The sequence below is a fragment of the Herminiimonas sp. genome (assembly GCF_030655415.1).
Map to the genome: position 1 here is coordinate 315,918 of NZ_JAURVN010000004.1, position 23,238 is coordinate 339,155.

Below are 23,238 nucleotides of genomic sequence, written 5' to 3' on the forward strand. Positions count from 1 at the left end.
TCAGCATCGACAAAAAATTTACGCATAAATGCGTAAATTGTTTATACCATTTAAAAATACGTCATGCCAAGCAGTCTTCACTGTTGGCATGAGTAATTTATTGCTTGATTTTTTCTTGCTTATGTTTTGACGTATTCAGCCAAACTTTCTGACTGCATCCAGAGCTAGGCCGGCACCGATACTGCCGAACAAATCGCCTTCTACACGACGTGCATTCGGCAACAATGAACCTATCTTTTCGCGCAATAACTGTACGCCGCTGGAGCCGCCGGTAAATACTACCGTATCGATTTCATCAGCATCGATGTCGGCGTCGCGCAACAAATCGGTAACCGTATTCTCAATACTGGTCACCATCTTCGAGATCGCCTCGTCAAACTCGTCGCGCTTCAATGTCAATGTGTGAGCTGGTACCAGACGTTCCAGCACTAGTTGCGTTTCCAGTTCCGACGACAAGGCAATCTTGCCTTCTTCTGCTTTTATCGCGAGCCAATGGCCGGAACGGTTTTTAATCAAATCCAGCAAGGTATCAAGCTTGTCTTTTTCTTGGGCATCGCGGTAGATATCCTTGATCTGCAACCAGGTTTTTTGCGTGTACGCCAGATTGATCGTGTGCCAGGTTGCCAGATTGAAGTAATAGCTGGACGGCACCTCATTGTTATTATTCAAACGAGTGCCGAGTCCAAGCAAAGGCATGATGCTGGTCAAGCTTAAATATTTATCGAAATCGGTACCGCCGATATGCACACCACCGGTTGCAAGTATGTCGTCGCGTCTATCCGCTTTCTTGGCGAGCTCAGGCGACAAACGCACGATGGAAAAGTCAGAGGTACCACCACCAATATCGGCGATCAGCACCAATTCTTCCTTTGTTATCCCCGACTCGTAATCGAATGCGGCCGCGATAGGCTCAAACTGGAACTCGACATCCTTGAAACCCACGGATTGCGCGATTTCATACAATGTATCTTCAGCCATAAAATCGGCTTCTTCATCGCCATCAATGAAATGCACAGGTCGGCCCATAACAACGCTGCTGAACTCGCGTCCCGCTGCCGTTTCGGCTCTATGCTTTAACTCACCTATGAACTGCGTCAGCAAAGCGCGGAATGGCAAGGCCTTGCCCATCACCTCAGTTTGATCATCGATCAGGCTGGTGCCGAGCAAGCTCTTCAGCGAGCGCATCAGGCGGCCTTCATAACCTTGCAGATAATTGGCCAGTGCAGCACGCCCGTAATAAACCTGTTCTTCATCCGCATTGAAAAAGACGACGGACGGCAATGTTGTTTTGCCATCTTCCAATTGCAATAAAGATGAAGTGCCGGGACGGATCCAACCGACTGTCGAATTCGACGTACCAAAATCGACGCCGCACGCGTTCGCCATGAAAAACCTCTGTAAATGAAACGGGCCACGATGATAAGTCATAGACCCTGGGGTGTGTTTATTTTCTCAGCTGCAAAAGTATTTGCCGGGTAGCTTGCGCAAAAGTCTGACAGCTTACAGCAGTGCTGCATTCAATCAGGATTCCGCATCAAATGCCTATGAGGATTACAATGAAAAACAGCTCCAAAATGCGAAGAGCTGATTCGCCACATACACACTCAATGGTCATCGACAGGAGGCACTATGGTTAACGTCGGATTGCAAGTTCGCCTGGAAGCAAAACCGGGCAAGGAAAAAGAACTGGAAGAATTTTTGCGCGCACAGTTGTCTTACGCTGTCGGCGAACCCGGCACCACTGCATGGTTTGCCATCAAACTGGATGCAAAAACTTTCGGCATCTTTGATGCATTCCCTGATGAAAATGCGAGTCAGGCACATCTAGCAGGAGAAATCGCCAAAGGCTTGGGCGCCCAAGCTGCAAACTTGTTGGCACAGCCACCCAACATCGAAAAATTCGCCGTACTCGCTGCCAAATTACCTGGCAATGGTGAGGTTCCCGATTCACTAGGCTAAGCGTGAACGTGAATACGTGTTCCGTAGCGCGACTTCGGAGCACGTATTAAAAATTTCGAAAAAACATCGTAAAATACAGGCCTTACGGAGGAACTATGAATAGCAGCTGGGGCAGTGAAGACGATATGGAAATCGATGATGAGCTGATGCTCGACGTCGAGCATTTAGTGCCATCGCGACAACGCAATAGCGGCGACATAGGCACGCTGGATTTTTACGACCGGCAAGATCGCATGGCGCGAGAGATCGCCGATAAACCGCGTTGATTCTTATAGCCGTGTGCAATTCAGATAAGTAAAAGACAAGCAGCCTTGCTTATCTTGCATGAGTTGACTTCAGCCCAGCTATTCGCGACTCCAGATACAGCCCTTACTAGTGCATCGCTGTCATTCAGCCAAGATTTGATTTAACGCAATCGCTTAGACAGATCTCATCGCAAAATACGCCAGCAAATTGACGGCCTCATAGGAAAAAAGATGCCGTCATCATCGTCTTGACGCGCTGGTCTAAAAAATTTCATTAGCATTCAACTCACATTCCATCGCACCAATTAAGTGCGTGCAATTGGCCGCCGTGATGGCACCTTTATTGCTATATGGGAAGTAATTATTCCTGTCATGCAAATGCATAGTCAGATTGTCATGAACCAGAAATGATGTATCCACTTAATAAAGCTTGTGATCCAACTCACCAAATCTGAATATGCTGCTCTCGATGCCCTCACATCCAACTGATCCAGCACTGCAAGCCCGTTTGCTGGGTACGCTGCTGTCCAACCTGGAAGGTATGGTTTATCGCTGCCGGCTGGATGCCCACTGGACGATGGAATTTGTCAGCGAAGGTTGCCTTAAGCTGACTGGCTATTCAGAAGAAGATATTTTATTTAACAGCCATATTTCCTTCGACAACATCACGCATCCAGATGATAGGGATCTCGTACGGAATGCCGTTCTCGCCGCAGTAAAAAATAATCGTCGCTTTGATATCGAATACCGGATCATCCGTGCCGATGGCGAAGTGCGTTGGGTGTGGGAACGCGGCACCAATATTTCGCATGACAACAAGGCCTGGGACGTACTCGAAGGTTTTATTCAAGACATTACCGAACGCCGCGAGGCTGACGAAGCTTTACGCGAAGCCGAACGTCGCTATCGCAGCATTTTTGAAAACGCGATTGAAGGCATCTACCAATCCACACCGGATAACGGCTACCTCGCCGTCAATCCTGCGCTGGCACGCATGTATGGTTACAGCTCGCCGCAAGATCTGATCTCGACCTTGAAAGACATTGAGCATCAAGTCTATGTCGAGCCCAAGCGCCGCATCGAGTTCATGCAGTTGATGAAGAAGAACGGCGTCGTCACAAATTTTGAATCTCGTATCTACAAACGTGATGGCGAAATAATCTGGATCTCTGAAAACGCGCGCGCCGTATTCAGCAGCGCAGGAGAGCTGGTATTTTATGAAGGTACGGTAGAAGCAATCACCGAGCGAAAATTGCATGAAGCCGAAATCCAGTTTCAGGCGACGCACGATGCGCTGACCGGCTTGCCAAATCGCACCCTGCTCTACGATCGGATGCAACAAGCGGTTCTGCATTCAGAACGCTATAGCAACATTACTGCGATCGCTTTCCTCGATCTCGATCAATTCAAATTCATCAACGATAGTCTCGGTCATCAAGTCGGTGATGAGTTACTGAAAATCACGGCACAACGTCTGACTTCCTGCCTGCGCGAAAGCGATACCGTTGCACGTCAAGGCGGCGATGAGTTTGTGTTGCTGCTGACCAGCCAGACCGATGAAGACTCGATTACGCAAACCATGCAACGCGTCTTGCATGAAGTCGCGCAACCTTGGATGGCAAACGATCTGGAGTTCCGCATTACATGCAGCATAGGCGTCACTTTGTGCCCGGATGACGGCCGCGATGTGGAAACCTTGTTGAAGAATGCCGACTCGGCGATGTACAAGGCAAAGGAACTCGGTCGCAATAATTTCCAGTACTTCGCTGCGGAAATGAATGACACCGTTACCGATCGATTGGCGCTGTTAAATCGTCTACGCCAAGCGATTCCAAAAAATGAATTCATCTTGCATTACCAACCGAAGATCCATCTTGCCAGCGGCAAAATCATCGGCTCGGAAGCATTGATACGCTGGAATAGCGACGAAGGTATGGTTTCTCCAGCAGCATTTATTCCGCTGGCGGAAGAAACCGGCTTGATCATACAAATCGGTGAATGGGTGTTGCGTACTGCATGCAGACAAAATCGCACCTGGCAACTTGCTGGACATCAGCCTATGCCGGTTTCCGTCAACCTGTCACCACGTCAACTTGCACGCGGCGATATTGTTGAACTGGTGGAGCGCATCTTGGCTGAAACTGGCATGGAAGCGAAGTATCTGGAGTTGGAAATTACCGAAAGCGTGATGGCAACCGATGTAGAAAAATCGTTTGCACTACTGACACGCTTGCGTGCACTGGGCGTGAAAATTTCACTTGATGATTTCGGCACTGGCTATTCAAGTCTGAGCTACCTGAAACGCTTCCCGGTCGACACCTTGAAAATCGATCAATCCTTCGTTCGCGACATCGCCACCAATCCGGATAGCGCAGCGATCATCAAGGCGATCATTTCACTCGGACATAATTTGAATTTGACCGTGCTGGCCGAAGGAATCGAAACCGAAGAACACTTTCAGTTCCTGCTGAAACATGGCTGCAACGAAGGTCAGGGATATTTGATGAGCAAGCCGGTTACGAATCATGCATTCATCAAACTACTACATGAAGGCATACGGCAATACTCTTGATTGCTTATTTTGAATACTCACTGAGTCAAGCAAGGTTGACTCAGTGAGTCTTGCTTAAAACGTCAAGCGTTGCACACCATCTGCCGTACCTAACAAAGCGATATTAGCCGCACGTCGTGCGAACAAACCAACAGTAACGACACCGACGATATCGTTGATCTGCGCTTCCAGTTCAGCCGGATTTTGAATCTGCAATCCCAGCACATCGATAATGTAACAACCGTTATCCGTCACTACAGGCTTGCCATCCTTGACGCGCAAACGTGGCTCACCGCCAAGTGCTGCCAACTTCCGAGCAACCACGGCTTGCGCCATCGGGATCACTTCCACCGGTAGTGGGAAGTTACCTAGCAAATTCACCAGTTTTGACCCATCGGCAATACAAACAAATTGCTTGGCAACCGAAGCCACGATTTTTTCACGCGTCAAAGCGGCACCACCACCCTTGATCATTGCGCCGGTCGCTGTAATCTCATCCGCGCCATCGATATACACCGACATGGTGTCGATATCATTCAAATCGAATACCGTAATCCCGTGCGATTGCAGGCGTTGTGCGGTCGCTTCTGACGAGGCCACAGCACCTTTGATACGATCCTTGATCTTGCCCAGTTCATCAATGAAGAAGTTGGCTGTAGAACCGGTGCCGACCCCAATAATTTCGCCTGGAACAACATAGTCGATTGCGGCGAGGGCAACTGCTTGCTTCATTTCATCTTGGGTCATGGCGTATACAGAAAAATTGATGGTTAAAAATTCAAATCAGGTCGCTATTTTACCGGATGCCTTGCAGGTGGTACGCAATCTGAATACATGAGCTGAGGTCAGGCGTCTTTATTGACTTTTATATTCTTGGATTCATCAGGTGCTTGATCTGATTTTTCCAAGGTTTTTTCAGTAGTCAATTCATTACCCTCCTCTGCCGCCTCTTCATCCAGCGTCTCAAACAGCGCTATCTGCAAATGCGTATGAAATCGAACCAGAGGCCGCCACGACAATGCGGTTAATACAGCAGCCGCGCTCAACAACAAGGCAAGCATTTCAAAAGGCGGCAAGATGCTGCGGCTTAACAAACCTATCAACAAGAGAATGACTGCGATCGAAACCAGCGGAATCGTCTCTGCAATCACACGGCGCCAACCATGTGCAAGTCGACTGGTTTCACCAGTAATAATTTCAGCCAGCAACAAGCTCAGCGCTTTCAATTTTCTGTAAGTCGCAATCAGGAACGGCAAAGAACACATCAAGGCACCGCCCCATACGACGGTTTTTTGTATCCGCTCATCCTCAAACGAGGTCCCCAGTAACTGCTCCACGGCGCCCAGCAAATAAATACCGGCGACGAAAACCGCCGCCGTCAAAGCGCAATTCGCAATGACCTGTACGACAATCTTCATGATGATCTTGGCAAGCATCGCGCGATCGCCTTGCAGCTGTACGCTTTGCAGCCATTCTGTATAGCGCGTGCCGGTACGACTGATGACAGACGGCATCGCGCTTGCCGCTTGCTGCGACAGCGGATCAGCAAGCTTGATCAAATATGGCGTCAATAAAGTAGTTACAGCCGATACCGCCACCACGATCGGATATAGAAATTCGCTGGTGACTTGCAAGGTCAAACCGAGTGACGCAATGATGAAAGAAAATTCGCCTATCTGCGAAAGTCCCATTCCGACTCGCAACGAAGTTTTGCCGTCGTTACCAGCGACGAAAGTCCCAATTCCACATGCGAATATTTTGCCAAGCACAACAGCGATCGTGATGACTGCAATCGGCCATGCGTAAGTGATTAATACAGATGGATTGAACAACAAACCGACACCAACGAAAAACAGTGCGCTGAACATGTCACGGATAGGTGCGATCAGTCTTTCGATCAAATGCAGTTGCCGCGCCTCCGCCATGATCGCGCCTATCATGAATGCGCCCAAGGCAATGCTGTATTCCAATTGCATGACCAGCAAACAGAAGCCGAAACACAAGCCCAACAAGGTAATCAAAAACACTTCGGTATTTTTGAATTTGGCGACAAACGCCAAAATACGCGGCACCATCAACAAGCCCAGTATCAAGGCGACGATCATGAAAAGCGACAGCTTGCCTACCGTAACAAATACATCACCCGCATCGACCGAACCATTCATCGCGATCCCCGACAGCAATGCGATCATGCCGATTGCGAGGATATCTTCGACAATCAAAATGCCGAATATCAATTGCGCGAAGCGCTCGTTCTTCAAGCCCAGTTCATCCAGCGCCTTGACGATAATCGTCGTCGAAGAAATCGCCAGCATCGCGCCAAGGAACAGCGAATCCATCGTATTCCACTCGAAATACAAACCGATCTGGTAACCAATCCACGTCATCAAAGTGATCTCTGCCATCGCCGAAATAAAAGCGGTGATACCAACGCTACTCAATTTTTTTAAATTGAATTCAAGGCCGAGAGAAAACATCAGAAATACCACGCCGAGCTCAGACACGATCTTGATCGTGCGCTCATCCTGAATCAAATCAAAAGGTGGGGTATGCGGCCCGATGATCACGCCGGCAAGAATGTAGCCGAGCACGACGGGCTGCTTGAAGTAGTTGAAAGCAATCGTGACAAAGCCAGCGATCAGCATGATCACTGCAAGGTCTTGAATGAACTCTGCTCCATGCATAGGACGGATCCCTGTTGTGCGACAAGAATGCGGGCGGATGTGGAATGTGATGGACTTGCTTAAACCTTACACATAGATGGGGGGGATGTCTATGTGGTGGCGAACATAGGTAGTTGAGTTTTTATGCTCGTTGGCGCAGGGTTGCTGCATTTGAAATGTTTATCTCTTCGATGAGAGTGGGTATGCCGGGGGTGGCCCGGCTGCCACCTTCTTTCTTTGCTTCGCCAAAGAAAGAAGGCAAAGAAAGGCGACCGCGAAGCCGCTGCCCTTCGGGTTCCCGTTTGTGCAAATCAAAAAATGGGAAGCGAACGAAACTCGCTACGCTCAGACAACGTTCACTTCTTTTTCCATTTTCTGCTCCGCACAAACGGCAGCGTCAGAGCGGTTGAACTTCAACGGCAGTTCGGTGGACGTAGCATTGTTGCGAGCTAACTTGAGGATAAAACAGTATGTAGGTAGTTGATCTTGCGGTTGCGGTTGCGGTTGCGGTTGCGGTTGCGGTTGCGGTTGCGGTTGCGGTTTGATTTTGCAGTTGACCTTAACCGCATCTGACGTTGCCAAGGCAAACGGTCATCAGGCGGATAAAGAGTGCAAACCTGTTTGAGCGCAGCGAGTTTGTTTGTGCTCCCGACTGATGATCGTTTGACTTGGGCACCCGCGCAGCGGGCAACGGCTTCTGCGTCGCCTTCTTTTGCTTACTTTTCTTGGCGAAGCAAGAAAAGTGAGTAGCCGCCGGGCTACCCCCGGCAAGCCAACGACGGAGAAAACGAGTTATTAATAAATGCTATCTAAGCGCCGAAGCCGCTCTAGCCAAAGCGGTAACCCGCGCCCAATCCCCAGCAACAAGCGCATCTTTAGGCGTCAACCAAGACCCCCCCACGCAAGCAACATTCTTGCAAGCCAAGAACTGCGCCGCAGTCTCCTGAGAAATCCCACCTGTCGGGCAAAACAACATATCCGGCAACGGACCAGCAATCGCATTCAACATACCAACACCACCAGCAGGAACTGCAGGGAACAATTTCACCTGATGAAAGCCAGCTTCACGCGCAACCATCACTTCAGAGGGCGTCATCACACCAGGTAACAGCGGCAAACCGCTGGAACGCGAGCCTTCGATCAAAGCAGGCGTCAACCCTGGCGACACACCAAAAATCGCACCAGCATCACGTGCCGCAGAAAAATCTTCATGTCGCGTCAGCGTACCAACGCCGAGAATCGCTTCCGGCACTTGCTCGGCAATCGCACGAATCGCGGCCAGCCCGTGCTGGGTACGCAAAGTGACTTCCAGCACGCGAATCCCGCCAGCTACCAAGGCGCGCGCCAAAGGTACCGCATGCGCAAGATCGTCAATTGCAATCACCGGGATCACCGGCGAGCACCGCATAATTTCAAGCAGATTCATGGGCTGGCTCATCTTTTGACTTAAATGGATTGTTGAACGTGCGTGTCTTCATCGCTGAATGGCTCCGCGTCGCCTTTCGGCAAATTGATTTCGGTATCGGATGGCACAATCAGACGTGGCAAGGCGAAAGTTGCTGCGCCATCTTCTGCAACGCTGACCGATGAACGGAACATCGCAAACAACTCGCGACCCATGCCCACCACATTTGATGAACGATCCGCAGAAGCATGCGGACGTTGCTGCCATTCCGCTTCATCGACCAACGCCTGCAAGATGCCAGCCTCGGCATCAAGGCGAATAATGTCGCCATCACGTATGCGTCCCAACGGGCCGCCAGCCAATACCTCAGGCGAAACGTGAATCGCTGCTGGCACTTTGCCGGATGCGCCAGACATACGGCCATCGGTCACCAGCGCAACATGGAAGCCAGCGTCCTGCAAACTACCTAACGCCGGTGTCAATGCATGCAACTCAGGCATGCCATTCGCCTTCGGTCCTTGAAAACGCACAACTGCAACGAAGTCCTGATTCAGATTGCCAGCTTGATACGCGTGCATGAAATCTTCTTGCGAGGTGAACACCATCGCTGGTGCTTCGACCACATGATATTGCGGCTTCACAGCAGAAATCTTGATGACGGCGCGACCGAGATTGCCGGTCAATAAACGCAAACCACCGTCAGGTGCAAACGGTCTGTCGGCTGGGCGTAAAACGTTTTCATCGGCACTAACTTCTGGCGCGGGTTTCCAAACGACTTTTTCGCCATCGAGGAAAGGTTCGGTGCAATGCGCACGCAAGCCCTTGCCAAGTATGGTCGTCACATCGTCATGCAACAAACCTGCATCCAGCAATTCGCGAATCACAAAACCAGTGCCGCCCGCCGCGTGGAAGTGATTAACGTCGGCTTCACCGTTAGGATAAATGCGTGTGAGCAAAGGAATGACCGCCGACAATTTGTCGAAGTCATTCCAGTCGATGACGATGCCCGCTGCTTTTGCAATCGCGATTAAATGGATCGTGTGATTGGTCGAACCACCTGTCGTCAGTAATGCAACGATGGCATTGACGATGGTTTTTTCATCGACCAAACGACCGACCGGCGTAAAGGTCTGGCCTTGCGCGCTGATTTCTATTGCACGTTGTGCTGCACGTACCGTCAAGGCATTGCGCAAAGGTGTATTCGGCGTGACGAAAGCAGAACCCGGCAAATGCAAGCCCATGACTTCCATCAACATTTGATTGCTGTTGGCAGTGCCGTAAAAAGTGCAGGTGCCGGCATCGTGATAAGACTTCGATTCTGCTTCCAGCAACGCGTCTCTATCGATCTTGCCTTGCGCGTACAACTGGCGGATTCTGGATTTTTCAGAATTCGACATGCCGGTCGTCATCGGGCCGCTAGGAATAAACACCGCCGGCAAATGGCCGAAATGCAAAGCGCCTATCAACAAGCCCGGCACGATCTTGTCGCAAATGCCGAGATAAACTGCGGCATCGAACATATTGTGCGACAACGCAATCGCCGTCGACATCGCAATCGTATCGCGTGAAAACAGCGACAACTCCATGCCCGGCTGACCTTGCGTAATACCGTCGCACATAGCTGGCACTCCGCCGCCAAATTGCGCCACGCCACCGACCTGACGCACGGCATCCTTGATGATTGCGGGAAAATGTTCGTAAGGCTGATGCGCCGATAACATATCGTTGTAAGCAGAGATGATCGCGACGGATGGATTTTTTTGCTGCTTCAATACCAGCTTGTCGTTCGCAGGGAACGCGGCAAAACCATGCGCAAGATTAGTACAGGACAAGGTGCTGCGTTGCACGCCTTGTTGTATGGAATCAGATAGCTGATTCAGGTAAGCAGCGCGATAAGGGCGGCTGCGCTCTATGATCCGCTCGGTGACAGCAGACACGACGGGATTGAGCGGCATATTAAATCCTTGAAAACGATTTTGAAATTTTACTACAATAAAACGTGCCAACCAAACATCTTTTTTGGTTTTCCTACGAAATTCGTAGACACTTAATCACGCAAGAAATTCACTTCTTCGACATTATCCTGCAAACCAGCCAAATCATCCTAGCGGATTGAACTTTCGTCCCTTAAGCGTATCCGTAACAAGCAAGCTACAGATAAGCAGTTACGCGCATTTGATTTAACGCGTTGCCAGCACGGAATATATTTGTAGTGAAATTACCATAATTTGATGTATAGTTAAATCCAACTTCTATCGCATAAATGCCCATGCGCACGTCCAACCCAATACCCTCACTCGTCGACACGCCTGCTTTTCAGTCACTGCAACAGCATCACGCTGAGGCAAAGAACTGGCAGGTGCGCGACTTGTTTACGCAAGACCCTGCCCGCTTTTCCAAATTATCCGTTGAAGGCGCAGGCCTGTTTCTCGATTACTCGAAAAATAGTGTCACCGAAAAAACAATGCAATTGCTGTGCGATCTCGCACGCGAAACGCAAGTGGAAGCACAACGCGATGCCATGTTTGCCGGCAAGGAAATCAACCGCACTGAACACCGTGCCGTTTTGCATACTGCCTTGCGCAGACCGCGCAGTGATCAGTTGCTGCTAGATGGCAAAGACATCATTCCGGATATCCATGAAGTACTGGATCGGATGGGTATATTTTCCGAGCGTGTACGGTCAGGCGAATGGCGTGGCTACGATGGCCGCGAGATTACCGACGTCGTCAACATCGGCATAGGCGGGTCTTACCTCGGCCCGAAAATGACGTGTCAGGCGCTACGTTCATTCGGTCATCCACGACTTGTGATGCACTTCGTCTCTAACGTTGATGGTCATGATCTCGATGCTTTGTTATCACGCATCGATCCGGCAACAACTCTTTTCATCATCGCCTCCAAAACCTTCGGCACATCGGAAACGATGACGAATGCGCGTTCGGCGCGCACATGGTTTTTACGCAGTGCCAGCGCAGCAGAACTGCCAAAACATTTTGTCGCGGTGTCCACGCAAGTCGATCTGGTAACCCAATTCGGTATCGCAGAAGAAAACATGTTCCCGTTTTGGGATTGGGTGGGCGGTCGTTATTCAGTCTGGTCAGCGATCGGTTTGGCCTTGGTCGTTTATATCGGCATAGACAACTTCAAGGAATTCCTGGCTGGCGCGCATACGATGGATCAGCATTTTCAGCAAATGCCATTAGAAAAAAATCTGCCGGTGATTCTGGCTTTGATAGGCATCTGGAATCGCAACTTCGTCGGTGGCAATTCGATCTCGATCGCGCCTTATCACCAAGATCTGCGCCTGTTCCCCGGCTACCTGCAACAGTTGGAAATGGAAAGCAACGGCAAACGCGTCAAGGTCGATGGTTCTAAAGTCGATGTCGCAACCTGTCCAGTAATCTGGGGCGATGTCGGCACCAATGGTCAGCATGCCTACTTCCAATTACTGCATCAGGGCACTGATGTAGCGGCGGTTGATTTTATCGCTGCATTAAAACCATCACATCAACTCGAATCGCATCAAGTTTTGTTGCTGGCAAACTGCTTTGCACAATCCGAAGCATTCATGCGTGGCAAAAATGCAGAAGAAGTACGTGCCGATATGCAAAAGCAAGGTTTGCCAGCGGACGAAATCGAACAACTGCTGCCGCATCGCACCTTCCCCGGCAACCGCCCAAGCAATACTATTTTGATGGAGTCGTTAACCCCGAACACACTTGGTGCGTTAATCGCGCTGTATGAGAATAAAGTATTTGTACAAGGCGTAATCTGGGGCATCAACAGTTTTGATCAATGGGGTGTTGAACTGGGCAAAATTCTGGCGAAAAACATTGCCGTCGAGCTGAGCGAAGAAGCTAAACCGGCACAGCACGATAGTTCGACAAATGGTTTGATCGCACGTGCCAAAGCGGCGTTGTAATCAAGCGGTCAAACAAGTCATTTACTATGGATGTTCTGAAGAACACAGATGCATGCATCTCAACTTAGCAAGCAAACTAAACAAACTTAATAAAAATAATCATGGCTCTTACCGATTTTGATCTCGTACTGTTTGGCGGCGGCGGCGATTTGTCGATGCGCAAACTCATCCCTGCAATGTATGCGCGCGACCGCGCCGGGGATTTGCCAGCCACCGCGCAAATTATCTGTATAGGCCGCCAAAGCTGGACTGATGCTGAATTCGTAGAAGCACTGAATGAAAATTCACGACCGCATATTAATGAAAAAGTATTTGCGCAGGCATCGTGGGACAAGTTTTGCGCACGCATACGTTACGTTTCGCTGGATGCAACCGATGCCGCTACTTATCAGCCACTGACTGATGTGCTGCGCAACGATGCTGCGTTGACTCGCGTGTTTTATCTGGCGACGCCACCAACCTTGTTCGCAAAAATTTGCCACAACCTGTCCGAGCGCGGATTGGCAACAGAAAACTCGCGCGTCGTTCTGGAAAAACCACTGGGCCGCGATCTCGCCAGCGCCAAGCAAATCAATCTGGAAGTCGGTCAAGTCTTCAAGGAATCGCAGATCTTCCGTATCGACCATTACCTCGGTAAAGAAGCGGTGCAAAACTTGCTGGCGCTACGCTTCGGCAATGTGCTGTTCGAACCGCTGTGGCGTCGCGAATGGATTTCTGACGTACAGATCACGATCGCGGAAGAAATCGGCGTCGGCAATCGCATGGGTTACTACGAAACATCTGGCGCCTTGCGCGACATGATGCAAAACCATTTGCTGCAACTGCTGTGTATCGTCGCGATGGAACCGCCACTGTCCGTCACACCGGATGCGGTGCGCGACGAGAAGCTGAAAGTATTACGTTCGCTGAAACCATTTACGCCAACCACCTTGGCGAAGAATATCGTGCGCGGCCAATATCGCGCCGGCCATGTAGAAGGCAAAGCAGTCCCGGCATATCGTCAGGAAAAAAATGCCGATCCTGATTCGAATACCGAAACCTTCGTCGCCGTCAAAGCCGAAATTGATACATGGCGTTGGGCTGGCGTGCCGTTCTATCTGCGTACCGGCAAACGCATGGCCGATCAATTGGCCGAAATCGTGGTGCGCTTCAAAGCGATCCCGCATTCGATCTTCGCGCAATCAACCAATAGCTTCCAACCGAACTGTCTGGTGATTCGTCTGCAACCGGACGATGGTTTGCAATTGAATCTGATGGCAAAAACTCCTGGCGATGGCATGCGCTTGAAGCCCGTCGAGCTGGAACTGGATTTCGCCGAAACCTTCAAGGCACCGCGCATGGATGCGTACGAGCGTTTATTGCTGGATGTTTTGCGCGGTCAACTGACGCTGTTTATGCGTAGCGACGAACTCGAAGCGGCATGGGAATGGGTAGAGCCTGTCCTGCGTCACTGGGAACAGGAAGGCAATGAACCTTTGCCTTATGCCTCGGGCACCTGGGGCCCGGCTGCGGCCAGCGCATTGATAGGCCGCGACGGCTTGCAATGGCGCGAAGAAGCGCTGCCGGAATAAACGGAAACTTGGATGCTGCTTGATTCGATACGCACACAGTACGACTCGCTTTCCAAATCGGAAAAAAAAGTCGCGCTTGCCGTATTGGATCAACCAGAATTAGCCATCGCTGAAAACATCACAGCATTGGCTAAAAAAGCAGATGTATCGGAACCGACCGTCGTGCGCTTTTGCCGCGCCATCGGTTTCGACGGTTGGCATGCATTCAAGATGAAATTGGCGCAAGGTCTGGCACTTTCACCCGGTGCAGATGAATCGCCGGCACCCGAAGATCTGGCAGCAGATCTGGTCAACAAGATTTGCGGCCGTTCCATCAACACCTTGCTCGATCTACGTAACAGCCTCGATGCCAACGCCATCGAACAGGCCCTGCAAGTATTGTCGCGCGCCAGCCGAATCGAATTTTATGGACAAGGCACGTCCGGCATTATCGCCGCCGATGCGCAGCACAAGTTCTTTCGCTCCGGTGTGCCTACCGTTGCCTACGTTGATCCACACATACACAGCATTGCCGCATCGCTGCTAAAAAAAGGCGATGCCGTGGTCGCCATTTCACAGCGCGGCAATAGCATCGCCTTAATACGCAGCGTACAACTGGCTCGTTCTTGCGGTGCCGATGTCGTCATCCTTGCTCCTAGCGGCACGCCGCTGGCGGAACTGGCGACAGTGCTGATACCGATTGATCTGCATTTCCATACAGATCCGTATACGCCGATTTCAGCTCGTCTCGCCCATCTTGTCGTTATCGATATTCTGGCAGTTGGTTTGGCCTTGCGCCTTAGTCCTGAACGACGCAAAAAAATGATCACAGCGCAGAAAGCACTGGAAAAAATCGAGATGCAATTCGATTCGTTCCTGCGTTAATTTTAAAAATGCCTGTGATACTTAATTCAATCAATGCAGTCATTTCTCTAAGCCATTTATTTCCACTTAACTATTGAATATTCTTGCACCTGCATTACCGCGTGCACTTTGCGTACAATAGATTATCGAAACCAAATATCCTTCTCACGAATACGTCTCGCCATGAACCAACTCGAACAACTCAAGCAATACACCACCATCGTTGCCGACACTGGCGATTTTCAGTCGATCAAGGCATTTGCACCGCAAGATGCGACGACTAATCCTTCCTTGATTTTGAAGGCCGTGCAGAAGGATGAATACCGCCCGATCATGGAAAAAATCGCGCGCGAACATGCAGGCAAAAGTACAGAGCAGATCGTCGATCATTTGCTGGTTGCATTCGGTACCGAAATCCTCAAAGTCATACCTGGCCGCGTCTCGACAGAAACCGACGCACGCCTGTCTTTCGATACCGAAGGTTCAATTGCCAAAGGTCGCACACTGATCAAACTTTATGAAGCTGCAGGCATTTCACGCGACCGTATCTTGATCAAGATCGCATCGACCTGGGAAGGCATACGCGCAGCTGAAGTGCTGGAAAAAGAAGGCATACATTGCAACCTGACCTTGTTGTTCTCGCTGCCGCAAGCGATTGCTTGCGCAGAGGCCAACGTGCAATTGATCTCACCTTTTGTCGGCCGCATCTACGATTGGTATAAAAAATCTACCGGCACTGATTACACAGGCGCAGATGATCCGGGCGCGCAATCCGTCAAACGTATCTATACCTACTACCGCAAGTTCGGCTACAAGACAGAAGTGATGGGCGCGAGCTTCCGCAACACTTCGCAAATCACCGAACTCGCAGGTTGCGATCTGTTGACAATCAGCCCTGAACTTTTGCAAAAACTGGCCGAATCAGATGCCCCATTGGCACGCAAGCTGTCACCGCAAGAAGCCCAATCTGCAGCAATCGAAAAATTGAATCTGGATGAAAAGAGTTTCCGCTTCATGCTGAACGACGATGCGATGGCAACGGAGAAACTGGCAGAAGGCATACGCGCTTTCTGTGTTGATGCAGTGAAACTGGATGGCCTGATCGAAGCTCTCGCGAAATAAATCAGTTCTGCATGCCGCTACCACGCGGCATGCATGTCTTTAGCTCGCTCAATATCCACTCACAAGCTCCATGCAGTAGGTATGTTTTCTATCAAGTAATCGAGAAACAAACGCAGCTTGCCATTCGCAGCTCGCCTATCTTGATAGCACGCATAGAAATCCAGCGGCTCAATATCGGCTTGCGCCTTTCCTGCTTCAATCACATCTACTTCCATGCGCATACCACTTGCACTTTCCGGCAAGAATAGTGGCTGCAATAAACCCTGGCTAATCAATGGATCGGCTATGAATGCACCTATGCGTGCAATCCCTGCTCCATCGACCGCAAAGCGCGCCAGCGTCTCGATATCGTTGCTGATCATGGTTGGATTGAGACGCGGCTCGAAACGCACGCTATTACGCAGAAATCCCCAGCCCAGCAATCTGCCCTCCATCGGTGAGCGAAACAGCAAGCATTGATGCAAGTGCAGCTCATCAGGATCTTGCGGCGTGCCATGCTGCGACAGATACGCGGGTGCAGCACACAAACGCAGGGGCACGCGCGCTATGCGCCTTGCAACCAGACCCGGCTCCAGCTGTTGCGCAAAACGTATGCTGATATCGGTGTCTTCAGCGATGTGATCGACGTAATGATCGGCCAGCACCAGTTCCACCACCAGGCGCGGATACCGTCGTGCGAAAGCGGGCATCAGCGGTGCCAGCACAGTCCGCCCGAATGCCGCAGAACAGGCAATCCGCAATTTGCCCTGAGGCTCGCCATACAGGTCGGTTAATTCCGCTTGCGCCTGTTCGAGTTCATGAACGATGGATTGCACCCGCTGAAAATACACTTGCCCGCTTTCCGTCAGCGCCAAGCGGCGCGTGGTACGAACCATCAAGCGTGTGCCTAACTGCTGTTCGAGCCGTGCAATGTTCTGGCTGACGGCTGCAGCAGAAATCCCCAGCCTGCGGCCAGCCGCGGCAATACTGCCCTCTTCCACGGCTCGCACAAAACTTTCTATCCCTTTGAGGCTATCCATCTACCGTGCTTTCACTTATAAATAAATTTACCATTCATAAGTTTAGCTTAATTAAATACCTAGCGATTCACGGCTACCGCCTTGTGACTGCCCTCGCTATAGTGAGACCTCAAACAACATACGAAAGAAATCAATGCGCAATTTGCAGCCTACATTTTGGAGCGATATCCGTATCCCGGTTCGCATTACCCCTTTTGTATTCGCCTTCTTTATGTCATCCATTATGGCCATGCTGATGTGCCTCGTGATCGTTGCAGCTAGCACGGGTATGGCAGGCGACTACGCAATGCGGGTCTTACGCGCATATAAACTGGCAATGCCGGTTGCGTTTGTCTGCGTGCTGATCGTTCGGCCAATTGTTGTCAAGCTGGTTGCCGCTACGGTGCGACAGTAATCTGCAGAGAACAGAGCTAATTAAGGTTCTTTGAGGGAACAAACTTGAACGGATAGCGTAAACTGGAGTCTGAAAAGTCTGTCAACAACGCTTTCCTGAAAGCACTCAGTTCCATGTCGCAAACCATACATACTAAAAAAACAATTCCAGCTGCAATCTCGGCGACTATGCGCTCATCAAAAACATGGGCATGCGCCTCGACTATAGGCCTGTCTGTGTTGCTGGCCTTACCGGTACACGCAGCAGATAGCGCTTCCTCCGCTACTGATTACTCGCCAAACAATCTTTTTATTGCGACCAGCATTGCGACCCGACATTTCGATCCGGATCCTATCCATAACAACACACAGCATTTGCTGAATCTGGAATGGAATTATGAAAAAGATTATGTCGTCGGTGGCGCGACATTTCGCAACTCGTATCGGCAACCGACACAGTTGATTTACTGGGGCAAGAAATTCAGACCGCTAGACTCAACGCCTGATTTATACGTGAAGGTCGTCGCAGGTTTAATCCATGGTTACAAAGGCGAATACCAGGACAACATCCCGTTTAACAAATACGGAACTGCGCCAGCGATCTTGCCAGCGGTAGGTTATTGCTACAAACATGTCTGCTCGGAAGTAATCGTATTTGGTACGGCGGGAGCGATGTGGACGGCGGGCGTCCGATTCTGATGAAGAGAAGCCCAACTCAAGACTGAGTGAAGACTGAATGATTTAGCAGGCTACTAGTTAGCCTGCTTATCATTTTAAAGATGAAGCTAGTTAAAGATCAAGCCGTTGAACGTCCAGTAGCCAAGCAGGAAAAGTCCCAAGGCTATGGCAAACTGCTTGAAGAAATTTTTATTCATTTCGTCCCCTCGATTTTATTTTGCTTGTTAGTACGATTGCGACGATTTCGATTACACGACACCGTCGCGCCGCAATTCTGCAATTCCAGCCTCATCATAACCCAGCGTTTTCAATACATCATCGGTATGCTCACCCAAGGCCGGACCCAGCCATTTTGTTTCGCCTGGTGTCTCGGACAACTTCGGTGTAATCGCCGGCAGTTTGATCGGCGTGCCATCAGCGAATGTATGTTGTTCGAACATTTTCCGCGCGAGAAATTGCGGGTCCGTCATCATGTCGCGCACTGAATAGATTTTCCCAACAGGCACATCAGCAGCCTGCAAAATTTCCATCGCACTGACTATGGTCTGCGTCGCGCACCAATCCTGGATTGCTTCGTCAATTTCTGCGGTGCGCGGCACGCGGCCATCGTTGCGTGCGAGTTGCGCGTCATTGGCCAGATCGTCGCGCCCCATCGCCAGCATCAGGCGTTTGAAAATCGCATCGCCATTACCGGCAATGACAATGTTTTCGCCGTCGCCGGTTGTATAGGTATTCGAAGGCACGATGCCGGGTAAAGCACCGCCGGTGCGTTCGCGCACTACGCCAGCGTAATCGTATTCCGGCACCAGTGATTCCATCATGTTGAAGACGGCTTCATACAAGGCGACATCGACCATCTGGCCCTGCCCTGCGATTTGTTCATCGCCAGACTTGCCGTTCCAGCGACCTCCGGTTGTATCGCGATGCCGTAAGGCCATCATGGCGCCTATCACGCCGTGCATCGCCGCGACCGAATCACCTATGGAAATACCTATGCGTAGCGGAGGACGATCAGGGAAACCTGACACGTAGCGCATGCCGCCCATCGATTCGCCGATTGCACCAAAGCCGGGTTGATCTTTCAATGGGCCGGTCTGGCCAAAGCCGGACAGGCGCACCATGATGGTGGCAGGATTCTCGGCCTTCAATTGTTCGTAACCTAGCGACCATTTTTCCAGTACGCCAGGACGATAATTCTCGATGATGATGTCTGCTTCGAGCGCGAGTTTTTTCGCGATCTGTTGACCGCGTGGATCTTTCAGATTCAGCGTCAGACTTTTCTTGTTACGTGCCTGTACCGACCACCATAAAGACGTGCCGTCTTTCAACACTCGCCACTGACGTATCGGATCACCGCCATCCGGCGACTCGATCTTGATCACCTCGGCACCGAACTCTGCCAGCATACGTGAGCAAAATGGACCTGCGATCAATGTACCGAGTTCAAGAACCTTGATGCCGGCCAGCGGTCCGGGCGAGGTGGATTTAGTCATGACGGTATGGAAGGGATTTGGAAGAAATCAGGAAGAGATTAAAAACGTAAGCCGCATGATCAACTCTTCAAGTCGAAATAAAACTTAGGTCGTACGTCTATCGAGCATGGCGCGCGCGATGGTGCCTGCGTCCACATATTCCAGTTCGCCACCCACCGGCACGCCGCGTGCAAGTCGACTGACTTTGAGACCGCGTGCTTTCAGCGTTTCGCTGATGTAGTGCGCAGTGGCTTCGCCTTCATTCGTGAAGTTGGTCGCCAACACGACTTCTTGCACGATGCCGTCGGTGGCACGACCGATTAATTTTTCCAGATGAATATCTTTAGGGCCTATGCCATCCAGCGGCGATAAACGTCCCATCAACACGAAGTACAAACCCTTGAAAGTCAGCGTCTGCTCGATCATCAATTGATCGCCCGGCGTTTCGACCACGCATAACAAAGCGGGATTACGCTCGGCATCAAGGCAAGTTTCGCACACTGCATGCTCTGTAAACGTATTGCACATCGCGCAGTGCTGCACGCGATCCACAGCTTGCGACAAAGCACGACCAAGCATTGCTGCGCCATCTCTGTCGTGCTGCATCAAGTGATACGCCATGCGTTGCGCAGACTTGGGCCCGACGCCGGGCAGGCGACGCAATGCTTCGGTCAAAAAATCCAGACTGGACGTTGATTTCAAACGACGACTTTCAATTCAGGTAACAGCAAACTCAGTGACATCAGAACGGCATTTTGAAGCCGGGTGGCATCGGCATGCCAGCTGTCACGCCAGCCATTTTTTCTGACGAAGTTTCTTCTGCCTTGCGCAAGGCATCGTTAAATGCCGCAGCGACCAAATCTTCCAACATGTCTTTGTCATCAGCCAGCAAGGATGGATCGATGGTGACGCGTTTCACATCGTGTTTGCACGACATGACGATCTTGACCAGACCGGCGCCGGATTGACCTTCGACTTCTATCGATGCCAATTGATCCTGCATTTTTTTCATGTTGTCTTGCATTGCTTGCGCCTGCTTCATCAGGCCAGCCAATTGGTTTTTCATCATGATGTTGCTCCTTTAAATAATTCTAAATGGATGGATATTTTTTACTGCGCTTGCGCGCGGTTATAGCGTTTATATATTCAATGTCAGATTGCTTTGACCGAGCCCGGCACAATAGTTGCGCCAAATTCACGCATTAATTTTTGTACGAAGGGATCATCGTGCATCGATTGTTCTGCTTCGCTCTGCCGTTCGGCACGATCAGCCATCGCAGCGGCGCTGGCGGTATGTTCTACCGCCCCAATCTTGGTTTGCAAACGCACGGTTTGACCAAAATGTTCTGACAAAACGGCAGTCAGTTTTTCCGCACTACCGTTGGCCAGCAAGACATCCACCGCAACCAGCAAATCGAATTGAATCTGATCACTCTCTGCCGTTGGTCCGCATTTCAGCAACTCACTCTGCAAAGCCAATTGTTGGGCCACACCACGCACAGGCAAAATTGCAGCAAGTGCAGGCCAGTTGCCATCCCAATTCAAGGACGCGACTGGATGTAAAGTAAATGGACGCACTGGCGAACTTGATGCTGCCGCGGCTTGTTGCTGAACTGGCTGCTGAGTTGATGCCGAGTTTGCGCTAGCTGAATCGGCAACAGCCGCCGCTGTATTCGCAGGCGCTATTGAGCGTCCAGATTGCGGTTCAGTTTTTTTTTGAGCGGGGCTGGAAAATTCGTCGTTGGCGCTGCCGCGTTCTGCCGGCATTTCATCATCCCACGGCGGCGCAGGTGGCATGTCTATCGCCACTGATTTTTCTGCTGGTGCAGAAACTGGAGCACGAGCAGCAGGTGCCGCTACTGCCGGCGCGGCCAGAGTATAACTAGCTGCAGGCTGTGGCACTTTCATGCCAGAACGTGCTGCTTCCAAAGCGGCGCGTGCCGGACTCATGGCGCCAGCGGGACGTCCTACCGGCGCACTGGTTGTCACTGCTTGCGGTGCTGCACTTAGACGCGCGGCCGGAGCCGTAGGAGCGGAGGCGGCAGCCATCGCAGCGGATGCGGCCGGGCGCGCTGTTTGCGCAGGTGGTGCCATCGGCTTGGCTTCTGCCGGACCAAAGCCCGGACGGAAAGCCAGCATGCGCAACAAGGTCATCGAGAAGCCGGCGTATTCATCCGGCGCCAATCCCAATTCATTACGACCATGCACGGCGATTTGATAAAAAAGTTGGATTTCTTCGGCATCGAACAATCCTGCCAAACGCAATACATCTTCGCGCTCAGGCAAATCATCCGGCAATGCAGCCGGCACTGTTTGCGCCAGCGCGACGCGATGCAAGAGCGAACCCAAGTCTTGCAAAGCTGCGTTATACGACAAGCTACGCGTTGCCATTTCATCGGCCACTGCCAATAAACCAGCGCCATCTTTTTGCGCCAAGGCATCCAGCAAGCGAATCAGAAATGATTGATCCAGCGCACCCAACATGCCCTGCACCGCTTCAAGCGTGACTTTGCCGGCGGCGTACGCAATCGCCTGATCAGTCAGCGACAGCGCATCACGCATGGAGCCGTGCGCGCCTTGCGCCAGCAAGCGCAATGCGGGTGTTTCAAATTCGATTTGTTCCTGGCCAAGAATATCCTCCAGATGCGCGACGATATGGCCGGGTGGCATTTGCTTCAGATTGAATTGCAGGCAACGCGATAAAACGGTGACGGGAATTTTTTGCGGATCGGTAGTCGCGAGAATAAATTTGACGTGCTCAGGCGGCTCTTCCAGCGTTTTCAACATCGAGTTGAACGCATGATTGGTGAGCATATGCACCTCATCGATCATGTAGACCTTGAAGCGCGCATTCGATGGCGCGTAGACCGCTTGCTCCAGCAATTGCGCCATTTCATCAACGCCACGATTAGATGCAGCATCCATTTCGATATAGTCGACAAAACGACCTGCATCGATCGCCACGCAAGCATCACACACGCCACAAGGCGTCGCCGTGATATCACCGTTGCCGTCAGGACCTATGCAATTGAATGCTTTCGCCAGAATCCGCGACAAGGTGGTTTTGCCGACGCCGCGCGTACCGGTGAACAGATAAGCATGGTGCAAGCGCTTGTTATCCAGCGCATGCGTCAAGGCTCGCACGACGTGCTCCTGCCCGACTAGCGTGTCGAAGCTTTTCGGACGATATTTACGGGCAAGAACTTGATAGGACATGAGGGCCGATCTGGATAAAAGCAAATGAAGACGCAAACCGCATTTTACCTGACGAAGGCAGCAGATTTACAGTGTTGCTGTTTTCCTTGCCCAGAGCTTGATAATTCTTCAGAAAATTGCTTGAAAGTCAGAAAAAATACACGCCTGCTTGTACTAAAAATAATACTCGCCGTACGTGTATAAAATATTTGGCGAGC

The 23,238-nt window shown here is 50.9% G+C and carries 20 protein-coding genes; 9 read left to right on the plus strand and 11 right to left on the minus strand.

Annotated elements, in window-relative coordinates; all coding sequences use genetic code 11:
* Positions 1–135: 135 nt before the first annotated feature.
* Positions 136–1,386 carry an Hsp70 family protein gene (locus tag Q7T66_RS04095; RefSeq protein WP_304932022.1) on the minus strand — a complete coding sequence of 417 codons (1,251 nt, stop codon included), beginning with the start codon at positions 1,384–1,386 and terminating at the stop codon, positions 136–138.
* A gap of 243 nt (positions 1,387–1,629) precedes the next feature.
* Here Q7T66_RS04095 and Q7T66_RS04100 point away from each other — a divergent pair, with 243 nt between their 5' ends.
* The 3 genes from Q7T66_RS04100 to Q7T66_RS04110 all read left to right on the plus strand — a co-directional run bounded on the left by Q7T66_RS04100 (position 1,630) and on the right by Q7T66_RS04110 (position 4,776).
* Positions 1,630–1,959: a putative quinol monooxygenase gene (locus Q7T66_RS04100; RefSeq protein WP_304932023.1), complete on the plus strand. Its 330-nt coding sequence runs from the start codon at positions 1,630–1,632 to the stop codon at positions 1,957–1,959.
* Between the two features lie 95 nt (positions 1,960–2,054).
* Positions 2,055–2,225, plus strand: coding sequence for a hypothetical protein (locus Q7T66_RS04105; protein ID WP_304932024.1), 171 nt, complete (start codon positions 2,055–2,057; stop codon positions 2,223–2,225).
* Positions 2,226–2,673: 448 nt separating this feature from the next.
* A complete protein-coding gene (locus Q7T66_RS04110; RefSeq protein ID WP_304932026.1) occupies positions 2,674–4,776 on the plus strand; it encodes a bifunctional diguanylate cyclase/phosphodiesterase in 2,103 nt (700 codons plus the stop codon).
* A gap of 54 nt (positions 4,777–4,830) precedes the next feature.
* Here the strand turns inward: Q7T66_RS04110 and rpiA are convergent, their stop codons facing one another.
* From rpiA to edd, 5 genes are all read right to left on the minus strand, one after another.
* The gene (gene rpiA / locus Q7T66_RS04115; RefSeq protein WP_304932027.1) at positions 4,831–5,502 is read right to left on the minus strand and encodes a ribose-5-phosphate isomerase RpiA; all 672 of its coding nucleotides are present in this window, start codon (positions 5,500–5,502) and stop codon (positions 4,831–4,833) included.
* Positions 5,503–5,600: 98 nt separating this feature from the next.
* Positions 5,601–7,439, minus strand: a complete 1,839-nt coding sequence (locus tag Q7T66_RS04120) for a cation:proton antiporter (protein ID WP_304932028.1) — start codon at positions 7,437–7,439, stop codon at positions 5,601–5,603.
* Between the two features lie 324 nt (positions 7,440–7,763).
* A complete protein-coding gene (locus tag Q7T66_RS04125) occupies positions 7,764–8,000 on the minus strand; it encodes a hypothetical protein (RefSeq protein WP_304932029.1) in 237 nt (78 codons plus the stop codon).
* A gap of 223 nt (positions 8,001–8,223) precedes the next feature.
* Positions 8,224–8,844 carry a bifunctional 4-hydroxy-2-oxoglutarate aldolase/2-dehydro-3-deoxy-phosphogluconate aldolase gene (eda, locus tag Q7T66_RS04130; RefSeq protein WP_304932030.1) on the minus strand — a complete coding sequence of 207 codons (621 nt, stop codon included), beginning with the start codon at positions 8,842–8,844 and terminating at the stop codon, positions 8,224–8,226.
* A 20-nt stretch (positions 8,845–8,864) separates the two neighbouring features.
* On the minus strand, positions 8,865–10,778 hold the full coding sequence (gene edd, locus Q7T66_RS04135; protein ID WP_304932031.1) for a phosphogluconate dehydratase: 1,914 nt from the start codon (positions 10,776–10,778) through the stop codon (positions 8,865–8,867).
* 314 nt (positions 10,779–11,092) lie between these two features.
* Between edd and pgi the strand changes: the two genes are divergently transcribed.
* From pgi to tal, 4 genes are all read left to right on the plus strand, one after another.
* Positions 11,093–12,748, plus strand: coding sequence for a glucose-6-phosphate isomerase (gene pgi, locus Q7T66_RS04140; protein ID WP_304932032.1), 1,656 nt, complete (start codon positions 11,093–11,095; stop codon positions 12,746–12,748).
* Between the two features lie 101 nt (positions 12,749–12,849).
* Positions 12,850–14,319 (plus strand): glucose-6-phosphate dehydrogenase, encoded by a 1,470-nt coding sequence (zwf, locus tag Q7T66_RS04145; RefSeq protein WP_304932033.1) that lies wholly within the window; start codon positions 12,850–12,852, stop codon positions 14,317–14,319.
* 12 nt (positions 14,320–14,331) lie between these two features.
* Entirely contained in the window at positions 14,332–15,183 is an 852-nt protein-coding gene (locus tag Q7T66_RS04150; protein ID WP_304932034.1) for a MurR/RpiR family transcriptional regulator, read from the plus strand.
* 162 nt (positions 15,184–15,345) lie between these two features.
* Positions 15,346–16,284, plus strand: coding sequence for a transaldolase (gene tal / locus Q7T66_RS04155; RefSeq protein ID WP_304932035.1), 939 nt, complete (start codon positions 15,346–15,348; stop codon positions 16,282–16,284).
* 59 nt (positions 16,285–16,343) lie between these two features.
* On the opposite strand, the gene Q7T66_RS04160 is transcribed toward tal, so the two are convergent.
* Positions 16,344–17,303 (minus strand): LysR family transcriptional regulator, encoded by a 960-nt coding sequence (locus Q7T66_RS04160; RefSeq protein WP_304932036.1) that lies wholly within the window; start codon positions 17,301–17,303, stop codon positions 16,344–16,346.
* Positions 17,304–17,436: 133 nt separating this feature from the next.
* Between Q7T66_RS04160 and Q7T66_RS04165 the strand changes: the two genes are divergently transcribed.
* Both Q7T66_RS04165 and Q7T66_RS04170 read left to right on the plus strand, forming a co-directional pair.
* Positions 17,437–17,697, plus strand: coding sequence for a DUF2798 domain-containing protein (locus tag Q7T66_RS04165; protein WP_304932037.1), 261 nt, complete (start codon positions 17,437–17,439; stop codon positions 17,695–17,697).
* A gap of 113 nt (positions 17,698–17,810) precedes the next feature.
* Positions 17,811–18,374 carry a sn-glycerol-3-phosphate transporter gene (locus Q7T66_RS04170; protein ID WP_304932038.1) on the plus strand — a complete coding sequence of 188 codons (564 nt, stop codon included), beginning with the start codon at positions 17,811–17,813 and terminating at the stop codon, positions 18,372–18,374.
* 227 nt (positions 18,375–18,601) lie between these two features.
* Here the strand turns inward: Q7T66_RS04170 and Q7T66_RS04175 are convergent, their stop codons facing one another.
* From Q7T66_RS04175 to Q7T66_RS04190, 4 genes are all read right to left on the minus strand, one after another.
* Positions 18,602–19,846 (minus strand): CaiB/BaiF CoA-transferase family protein, encoded by a 1,245-nt coding sequence (locus Q7T66_RS04175; protein WP_304932039.1) that lies wholly within the window; start codon positions 19,844–19,846, stop codon positions 18,602–18,604.
* Between the two features lie 84 nt (positions 19,847–19,930).
* Positions 19,931–20,527: a recombination mediator RecR gene (gene recR, locus Q7T66_RS04180; protein WP_304932040.1), complete on the minus strand. Its 597-nt coding sequence runs from the start codon at positions 20,525–20,527 to the stop codon at positions 19,931–19,933.
* A 40-nt stretch (positions 20,528–20,567) separates the two neighbouring features.
* Entirely contained in the window at positions 20,568–20,894 is a 327-nt protein-coding gene (locus Q7T66_RS04185; RefSeq protein WP_304932041.1) for a YbaB/EbfC family nucleoid-associated protein, read from the minus strand.
* Positions 20,895–20,977: 83 nt separating this feature from the next.
* Positions 20,978–23,041 (minus strand): DNA polymerase III subunit gamma/tau, encoded by a 2,064-nt coding sequence (locus Q7T66_RS04190; RefSeq protein ID WP_304932042.1) that lies wholly within the window; start codon positions 23,039–23,041, stop codon positions 20,978–20,980.
* Positions 23,042–23,238: the final 197 nt, after the last annotated feature.

Coding starts and splice junctions, on each gene's coding strand:
- Q7T66_RS04095 (WP_304932022.1), bottom strand. CDS start 1,386: ATGGCGAACGCGTGCGGCGTCGATTTTGGTACGTCGAATTCGACAGTC.
- Q7T66_RS04105 (WP_304932024.1), top strand. CDS start 2,055: ATGAATAGCAGCTGGGGCAGTGAAGACGATATGGAAATCGATGATGAG.
- Q7T66_RS04185 (WP_304932041.1), bottom strand. CDS start 20,894: ATGATGAAAAACCAATTGGCTGGCCTGATGAAGCAGGCGCAAGCAATG.
- Q7T66_RS04175 (WP_304932039.1), bottom strand. CDS start 19,846: ATGACTAAATCCACCTCGCCCGGACCGCTGGCCGGCATCAAGGTTCTT.
- edd (WP_304932031.1), bottom strand. CDS start 10,778: ATGCCGCTCAATCCCGTCGTGTCTGCTGTCACCGAGCGGATCATAGAG.
- Q7T66_RS04100 (WP_304932023.1), top strand. CDS start 1,630: ATGGTTAACGTCGGATTGCAAGTTCGCCTGGAAGCAAAACCGGGCAAG.
- tal (WP_304932035.1), top strand. CDS start 15,346: ATGAACCAACTCGAACAACTCAAGCAATACACCACCATCGTTGCCGAC.
- pgi (WP_304932032.1), top strand. CDS start 11,093: ATGCGCACGTCCAACCCAATACCCTCACTCGTCGACACGCCTGCTTTT.
- Q7T66_RS04160 (WP_304932036.1), bottom strand. CDS start 17,303: ATGGATAGCCTCAAAGGGATAGAAAGTTTTGTGCGAGCCGTGGAAGAG.
- eda (WP_304932030.1), bottom strand. CDS start 8,844: ATGAATCTGCTTGAAATTATGCGGTGCTCGCCGGTGATCCCGGTGATT.
- Q7T66_RS04190 (WP_304932042.1), bottom strand. CDS start 23,041: ATGTCCTATCAAGTTCTTGCCCGTAAATATCGTCCGAAAAGCTTCGAC.
- Q7T66_RS04120 (WP_304932028.1), bottom strand. CDS start 7,439: ATGCATGGAGCAGAGTTCATTCAAGACCTTGCAGTGATCATGCTGATC.
- Q7T66_RS04165 (WP_304932037.1), top strand. CDS start 17,437: ATGCGCAATTTGCAGCCTACATTTTGGAGCGATATCCGTATCCCGGTT.
- zwf (WP_304932033.1), top strand. CDS start 12,850: ATGGCTCTTACCGATTTTGATCTCGTACTGTTTGGCGGCGGCGGCGAT.
- Q7T66_RS04110 (WP_304932026.1), top strand. CDS start 2,674: ATGCCCTCACATCCAACTGATCCAGCACTGCAAGCCCGTTTGCTGGGT.
- rpiA (WP_304932027.1), bottom strand. CDS start 5,502: ATGACCCAAGATGAAATGAAGCAAGCAGTTGCCCTCGCCGCAATCGAC.
- Q7T66_RS04150 (WP_304932034.1), top strand. CDS start 14,332: ATGCTGCTTGATTCGATACGCACACAGTACGACTCGCTTTCCAAATCG.
- Q7T66_RS04170 (WP_304932038.1), top strand. CDS start 17,811: ATGTCGCAAACCATACATACTAAAAAAACAATTCCAGCTGCAATCTCG.